This is a genomic window from Dyella choica, assembly GCF_003977665.1.
GTDB classification, from domain to species: Bacteria; Pseudomonadota; Gammaproteobacteria; order Xanthomonadales; family Rhodanobacteraceae; genus Dyella_B; species Dyella_B choica.
Genome location: NZ_RYYV01000035.1, coordinates 19,927 through 28,782, shown reverse-complemented (window position 1 = coordinate 28,782; position 8,856 = coordinate 19,927). Strand labels below are relative to the sequence as shown.

General features: G+C 61.9%; 1 protein-coding gene. It reads left to right on the top strand.

What is annotated here, in order from left to right; translation table 11 throughout:
- Positions 1 to 885 precede the first annotated feature (885 nt).
- Positions 886 to 8,763: a beta strand repeat-containing protein gene (locus tag EKH80_RS22640; RefSeq protein WP_126687074.1), complete on the top strand. Its 7,878-nt coding sequence runs from the start codon at positions 886 to 888 to the stop codon at positions 8,761 to 8,763.
- Positions 8,764 to 8,856 lie beyond the last annotated feature (93 nt).

Genomic DNA, 8,856 nt, shown 5'->3' with positions numbered 1-8,856 from the left:
CCATGATCGCGCCGCGCTCTTCGGCGCTCAGGTGGCTGTAGTGCTTGCCCAAGACCGTTCCTTACGGGGGTGTTGCACTTGAGTTTAGAGACCGCCAACCCAAAGAAATGGCCTAACAGGCTCTTGGCACGGGTAGGGTAAAAGCCTGAACGTGCATGGCCAGATCGAAAGTGGCTCGCCCAAGGTTCAACGCCCCCGCTATACCGCGAGGCGTCGAAGCGCTGAGGACTTAAGAGCTGGCAAGTCTCAGCAAGACTCAACCGATCGGCAGCCGCGCTTTAAGTCCTCAGTGCTTCGACGCCTCGCGGAATAGCGGCGCGGTGGAAGCTTGGCCCGCCAACAATCAAAGCATGGCGGCATGCTTCAGGCTTGTAACCTGGGCAGTGCCGCGAGCTCCTGAGGCCGTTTCTTTGGGTTACTTTTCTTTGGGCCAGCAAAGAAAAGTGACTCGGTCCCTTTAGGGACCGAAAGCGCCGCAGGCAATGCAACCATTTGCGACATGCAGCCATAGTGCGAGAATCCACCTAGTCTCTCCTCGCTGCGTCACAACTGCGTCACAAGGCGGCCGACTCGGCAATGATGCGTGCTGGCGCCGAACGGCATCTTGTGATCCACGTCAAAAATGGGCAGCATGGCGCCCGGCTCAACACGGGTTTCCGAGTGGCGAGGTTTTCAACAACCACTGTCGTTGTTGCTTTCGCTGCGGCACCACGCTGTTGTCGGTGACGAACGAAGAAGTTTGCACCGAAGCTGCCATAAGTCTTTGGAGTATCACTGTTCGAGGGGCGCGCCACTCGTGCGAGTCGCGCGTGATATCGGTCGAGCCATTACCGCAATACATGAAGTCTGGTGCTCTAGTGTGGGCGCCATACAGGGGACAATTGGGTGAACCATTATTTTCGGTTGGTCTGGAACCGCAGGTTGGGCGTGCTTCAAGTAGCGTCCGAACTCGCACGCGGTCGTACCAAGGGCGGGCGCAGTGCTGAAGGCGGTACGCGCCGTGCCGCCTGGCTGGCGGGCGTACCCCTGAGCCTGCCACTTATGGCCCTGGCGGCGACACCGTCCCCCGGCAGTAACATGACAACCGCCACCGTGGTGGCTAATGCGCTGCCCACCGGCGGCCAGGTCACCAGCGGCGCCGGTCACCTTACGCAGCAGGGCAACACGCTCACCATCACCCAGCAGAGCCAGAACCTCTCACTCAACTGGCAGAGCTTCAATATCGGCAGCCAGTCCACGGTGGACTTTGTGCAGCCGAATGCCGGCGCGGTGGCGGTCAACCGCATCGCCGATACCAACGGCAGCCAGATCTTCGGCCACCTCAACGCCAACGGCCAGGTGTTCCTGATCAATCCCAACGGCATTCTGTTTGGCCGGGATGCCCAGGTGAACGTGGGCGGTCTTGTCGCCTCGACGCTGGATGTCAACGACAGCGCCTTGGGTAGTGGCTCGCTGAGCTTCCGTGGCACGGGCAAGGGCAACGTGACCAACCTGGGCACGATCAATGTCACCGGTGGCGGCTACGCAGCCCTGCTTGGTCAGCAGGTCAGCAACCAGGGGGCGATTCATGCCCAGCTGGGCAGCGTGGCGCTGGCTGGCGGCAGCGCGGTGACGCTCAACTTCAGCGGCGACAAGCTGGTGAGCGTGCGGGTGGACCAGAGCACGCTCAACGCGCTGGCGCAGAACGGTCAACTGATCGAAGCCAATGGCGGCAACGTATGGATGACGGCTGGTGCGCGCGACAGCCTGCTCGCCAGTGCGGTGAACAACACCGGCACCATCGAGGCGCAGACCGTGCAGAACCGCAATGGCCACATCGTCCTGCTGGGTGGCATGGATGCGGGCACTGTCAGTGTGGGTGGCACGCTCGATTCCAGCGCCCCCAACGGCGGAAACGGCGGCCAGATCGAAACGAGCGGCGCGAAGGTCAACGTTGCGAATGACTCACGCATCACGACGGCCGCGCCACTCGGTCTGTCGGGAACCTGGTTGATCGACCCGAATGATTTCACTATCGCGCCCTCTGGTGGTGACATTACGGGCGCCGCACTCAGCACCGAGCTGAGCGGTGGCAACGTCGTTATCCAGTCCAGCGCGGGCAGTACTAGCGGCAGCGGCAGCGGCAACGTGAACGTCAATGACGCGGTGAGCTGGAGCTCGCACACGCTGACGTTGGATGCGCAGAACAACATCAATATCAACGGGACGATGACCGCCAGCGGTTCGGCGGGTCTCGCCCTGAACTACGGCGGCACCAACGGTTCGTCCAGTGCCACGCCGGCTGCGGGCACCAGCGTCAATGTAGGGCTGGGCGGCAGCGGCTTCAGCGGGCAGGCGAACTTCACGGGCAGCAGCACGCTGAGCATCAACGGGAACAGTTATACGTTGATCAGCAGCGGTGCCGCGCTGCAGGGTATGGGAACGAGCGGAAACTATGCGCTTGCCGGCAACCTGAGTCTCCCGGGCACTTTTTTCCCGATCGGAAGCAGCACCACGGCGTTCTCAGGTGTGTTCGACGGCCTTGGTCATACCATCAGCTACGTCTTCATTACGAATTCCTTCGCTGCTGATGTAGGCCTGTTTGGACAATCCACGGGCACGATCCGCAACGTCGGCTTGCTGGGGGGAGGTGTATCGGGCGTAATCAATTACGCCGCCATCGGTGATCTGGTGGGCGATAACTCGGGCAGCATCAGCAACGTATTTGCGACGGGAAGCGTGAGCGGCATCGGGGGCTCCGGTGTGGTTTTTGAGTGGGTTGGCGGGCTGGTCGGCAAAAACGAAAGCGCTGGCACGATCCGTAACGCTTTTGCCACGGGCCCCGTCAATGGGACGACACACGACTCCAAATTCGGCGGCCTCGCCGGAGACAACTACGGCTCGATTCTCAATGCCTACGCCACGGGTGCAGTGAGCGAACTGTTTGGCAATTCCACGATGGCTTCCGACGATTTCGGTGGACTGGTCGGCGATAATTGGGGTTCTATTCAGAACGCTTACTCAACGGGGACGGTATCGTTTGCCGGCGGCGGGACTGGCAACAATTGCATTGGCGGGCTGGTAGGCATGAGCACTGGCACGATCGCCAACACCTATGCCACCAGCCACCTGTCGACTTCCACTCCAAGCGATCGTCTCGGCGGTCTGGTTGGGTATATCAATGGCGGTACGGTTACGGCCAGCTATTGGGATACGACGAGCACCGGACAGGCCATCGCGACCGACTATGGAAGCTCCAGCACAGCCGGGATGACCGGCTTGACCCACGCCCAGATGATGCAGCCGGGCCAATTTTCCTGGACCATCGCAACCAGCGCTGGCAGCAGCGACACCTGGCGCATTTACTCGGGCAACACGATGCCCTTGCTTGAGAGCCTGCTGACGCCGCTGACGATCAGCGCGAATAACCAGACGGTGACGTATAACGGGAACTATCAGCCGGTCAGCTCAGTAGTGAGCTATTCGCTGGCGTCGCCGGATCTCTCGGCGATAACGTTGGGATTGAAGGACCCGTTGCACGCCGGTAGCTATGTCGAGAATATTTCGTCGGCGTATTCCACCAGTTATGACCTGAGCATTGGCACGCCGAGCGCAACCATGACGGTCAATCCGGCGACGCTGACGGCAACGCTGGCCAATAGCGGCGTGACCAAGACCTATGACGGCACGACCAGGGCGCCGGCCGGCTTTACCCCGGCGTATAGCTACAGTGGCTTGGTCTCCGGCGATACCGGCGCCAGCCTGACCGACACCGGCGTGGCTTACGACAGCGCACACGTGACCAGCGCCACCAACGTCACGGTATCGGGCCTGGGCATCAGTAGCATTGCCGGCACCAATGGCTCGTTGAGCAGCGATTACACTCTGGCATCCAGCAACGTCAGCGGGGCGGCGACCATAACGCCTGCGCCGGTGACCGTATCGCTTTCCAATACCAGCCACGTCACCAAGACTTACGACGGCACCACGGCGGCACCAAGCGGCTTCAGCCCGACCTACAGCATCGCAGGCCTGGTGGCAGGCGACAGCGGCACAGCGAGCAGTTCGGCGACGCCGGTATTCAATTCGGCGCACGTAGCCTCGGCAACGGCGATTACGCAAGGTGGCCTGTCCTTGGCGTCGATCACCGGCAACGGCAGCGACAATTCCGTGCTCGGCGATTACACCTTGTCGAGCACTACCGCGGCCACCGGTGGGGGCGTGGCAAGCATCACGCCGGCGACATTGACGCCGACGCTGACCAACAGCGGCGTGACCAAGGTCTATGACGGCACGGTCAATGCGCCGACTGGCTTTACCGCAACGTACAGCTACAGCGGCTTGGTCTCCGGTGACACTGGTGCAAGCCTGAGCAACACCGGCGCGGCCTACAACAGTGCCCACGTGGCCAGCGCCGCCGGCATCACCGTATCGGGTCTGAGCATCAGCAGCATTTCCGGCAGCGACGGTTCGCAGGCCAGCGATTACACCCTGGCATCCAGCCATGCGAATGGGGCGGCCACTATCACGCAAGCACCGCTGACCGTATCGCTTTCCAATACCACCAACGTCAGCAAAACTTACGACGGCACCACGGCTGCACCAGGCGGTTTCAGTCCGACGTACAGCGTCTCGGGCCTGGTGTCGGGCGACAGCGCTACGGTGAGCAGTTCGGCCACGCCGATGTTCAATTCGGCTCACGTTGCTTCGGCAACGACGATCACGCAAGGTGGTCTGACGCTGGCATCGATCATCGGTAACGGTACCGATAATTCCGTGATCAGCGATTACGCCTTGGCGAGCACGACCGCTTCCACCGGTGCGGGTGTGGCAAGCATCACGCCGCTAGTGTTGACAGTCACGGCACCGACTATCGGCGGTACGCTGACCAAGGGTTACGACGGCACCACGGCGGCGAGCGGCGCCAGCTTGATCGGAGGCGGCGCCAGCGGTGCGCTCAGCGGCGATAGCTTGACGCTCGATACCAGCGGCATCACGTTGAGTTACAACAGCGCTCACGTGACAAGTGCCAGCAACATCAACGCCAGCGGCAGTTTCGGCGTGAATATCCTCTCCAGCACGTACGGCAGCCTGAGTACCGACTACAGCGTGGGGGTACCGTCCATCACTTCGGTAGCCGGAACCATCGCACCCCAGACATTGACGCCGACGCTGACCAACAGCGGCGTGACCAAAGTCTTTGACGGCATGCTCAGTGCGCCGCGTGGCTTTACCCCAACGTATAGCTACACTGGCCTGGTCTCCGGCGATACCGGCGCCAACCTGACCGACAGCGGCATGGGTTACAACAGTGCGCACGTGTTCGACGCAAGCGATATCACGGTATTGGGTCTGCGCATCAGCGGCATCGTCGGCAGCCATGGTTCGCTGGTCAGCGATTACAGACTGGCATCCTCCAGCGCGAATGTGGCAGCAGCGATCACGCCCGCGCCGCTGACGGTGACGCTGACCAACTACGGCGTGACCAAGACCTACGATGGCACCACCGCTGCACCGGCTGGCTTTGCCGCAACGTACTTCTACAGCGGCCTGATCTCGGGCGATTACCAAGTCACCCTGTCTGGTACTGGCGTGGCTTACAACAGCGCACACGTGGGTAGCGCCAACCATGTCACGGTATCAGGACTGAGCGTCAGCAGCGTTATCGGCATCAACGGTTCGCTGATCAGCGATTACACCGTGGCATCCGGCAGTGCAAGTGCGGCGGCGACCATCACGCCCGCGACGCTGACGGCGACGCTGACCAACGTCGGCGTGACCAAGACCTATGACGGTACGACCAATGCTTCGGGCGCTTTTACTCCTACGTACAGCTATGGTGGACTGGTTTCCGGCGATACGGGTGCAAGCCTGACCGACACTAGTGCGGTTTACGACAGCGCGCATGTGGCCAGCGCCACCCGCGTCACGGTATCGGGTCTGAGCATCAACGGTATCGCCGGCAGCAACGGTTCGCTGGCCAGCGACTACACCCTGGCATCCAATAACGCGAATGGGGCGGCCACGATTACGCCGGCACCGCTGACCGTATGGCTTTCCAATAGCACCAACGTCAGCAAGGCTTATGACGGCACCACGGCTACGCCAGCCGGCTTCAGTCCGACGTACAGCGTTGCGGGCCTGGTGTCTGGCGACAGCGCCACGGTGAGTAGTTCGGCCACGCCCGTATTCAATTCGGCGCACGTCGCCTCGGCGACGGCGATCCTGCAAGGCGGCCTGTCGCTGGCATCGATCACCGGTAACGGTACGGATAATTCCGCGCTCAGCGACTACGCCCTGTCGAGCACTTCAGCTGCCACCGGTGCCGGCGTGGCAGGCATTTCACCACGGCTGCTGACGGCCACGGCACCGACCATCGGCGGCACGCTGACCAAGGTCTACGACGGCACTACGGCAGCGGCGGGTGCCAGTTTGATCGGTGGCAGTGTCAGTGGTGCGCTCAGCGGCGATAGCCTGTCGCTCAATGCCACCGGCATCACGTTGGCTTACAACAGCAGTCATGTAGCCAGTGCCAGCAGCATCAGCGCCAGCGGTAGTCTCGGCGTGAATCTCCTTTCCAGCACCAACGGCAGCCTGAGCACCGACTACAGTGCGGCGCTGCCGCCAATCGCCGCCGTGGCCGGAACCATCACAGCGCAGACGCTGACGCCGACGTTGACCAACAGCGGCGTGACCAAGGTCTATGACGGCACGATCAGTGCACCCGTCGGCTTTACCCCGACGTATAGCTACCGCGGTTTGGTCTCCGGCGATACTGGCGTCAACCTGACCGACGCCGGCGTGATCTACAACAGCGCGCATGTGATCGGCGCCACCACCATCACGGTATCGGGCCTGAGCATCAGCAGCATCGTCGGCAGCCAGGGTTCGCAGGCCAGCGATTACATCCTGGCGTCCACCAGCGCCAATGTGGCGGCAGCCATAATGCCCGCGACGCTGACTGCGACGCTGACCAACAGCGGCGTGACCAAAGTCTATGACGGCACGACCAGCGCACCGCTCGGCTTTACGCCAACGTACAGCTATGCTGGGCTGGTTTCAGGCGACACCAGTGCCAACCTCGCCAGTACCGGTGCCGCTTACAACAGCGCGCAGGTTGCCGGCGCCACCAACGTTTTGGTGTCTGGGCTGAGTATCAGTGGTATTGCTGGTAGCAACGGTTCGTTGGCCAGCGATTACACTTTGGCGTCCGGCAGCACCAACGTGGCGGCGACGATCACACCGGCCACGCTGACGGCCAGTCTTGCCGGTCCGATCAGCAAGGTGTACGACGGCACCACCGTTGCAACGCTGACGCCGATCGACTACACGCTAAGCGGTTTTGTAAGCGGGCAGGGGGCAACGGTGAAGCAAACCACCGGCACCTACAACAGCGCCAGCGTAGCCAACGCCACTACGGTCACGACGGCATTGGGCAGCGGTGACTATGCCGCCAACAGCGGCACGATCCTGTCCAATTACACCTTGCCTACCAGCGCGAGCGGCACAGCGAGCATCACGCCGGCGCTGCTGGTGGTGACAGCGAACAACGGCAGCAAGACCTATGACGGTAGCGCCTACAGGGGCGGCAATGGCGTGGTCTACAGCGGCTTCGTGAATGGTGAAAGTGCGTCGGCGCTCGGTGGCGCACTGGCCTACAGTGGGAACTCACAAGGTGCTGTCAACGCCGGGTTCTACACCCTCACGCCGACGGGGCTGAGCTCAAGCAATTACACGATCAACTACGACAGCGGCCTGCTGACGGTAAATCCTGCCACGTTGACGGCCAACCTTATCGGCACGGTTGGCAAGGTGTACGACGGCACCACAACTGCAACGCTGGCGTCGGGCAACTACAGCTTGAACGGCGTGATCGGCAACGATGCGGTAAGCCTCAACGATCCCGCCTCCGGCCTCTACGCCACCGCCAATGCCGGCAGTGGCATCAACGTAGAGGTCAGCGGGCTGACGATCAGTGGCGGCGGAGCTGGCAACTACATACTGAGCAACAACACAGCCACCGCCGCCATCGGCGCGATCACTCCGGCCCGACTCACTGTCACGGCCAACAGTGCCAGCACCATTTACAACGCGCAGACGTACAGCGGCGGCAATGGCGTTACGTATAACGGTTTCATCGATGGACAGACCGCGGCAGTGTTGGGCGGTGCGCTGACTTATAGCGGCAGTTCACAGGGCGCATTGAACGTGGGTAACTACACACTCATGCCCGGTGGCCTCGCGTCGAATAACTACGCCATCGCCTACGGCAGCGGCACGCTCACGGTAACGCCGGCCACGCTGACTTACGTAGCGACACCGGCGCACATCTATGCCGGCCAGGTGATTCCGACGCTGACGGGCATGGTTACCGGATTCCAGGGGGGGGATACCTTGGCCAATGCCACCACTGGTGCGCTGAGCTTTACCACCCCGGTGACCACACAGAGCCGGGCAGGGCAATACGCCATCAGCGGCAGTGGTTTGGCCGCGAACGATGGCAACTACGTCTTCGTGCAGGCTGCCGGCAATGCCCTGGCTTTCAACGTGGTGGCCAATAGAGAAGTGGCATTGCCAGGCGTTACGTACCTGCAGCAGCAATTGGGGCAGTCGGCGCCCACTGGCACTGTGCTACCTCCAGGTAGCTCGCTGGTGTCGACGATGGCCGCATCGGACGAGTCTTCACCGGCCAGCGTACCCCTTCGGCCCGCTACTTCAGCCGCTGCGCCGGATCTCTACGTGCCGGATGTGCGTGTGGTGGGCGGCGGTGTGCGCCTGCCATGACGACTCCAAACTTGGTCGCAGGGCCTTGTAGTGGTTCACAGTCATTCCGGCCTACGCCGGAATGACTGCTGCGCCTGTCGAGGCTCCGTCATA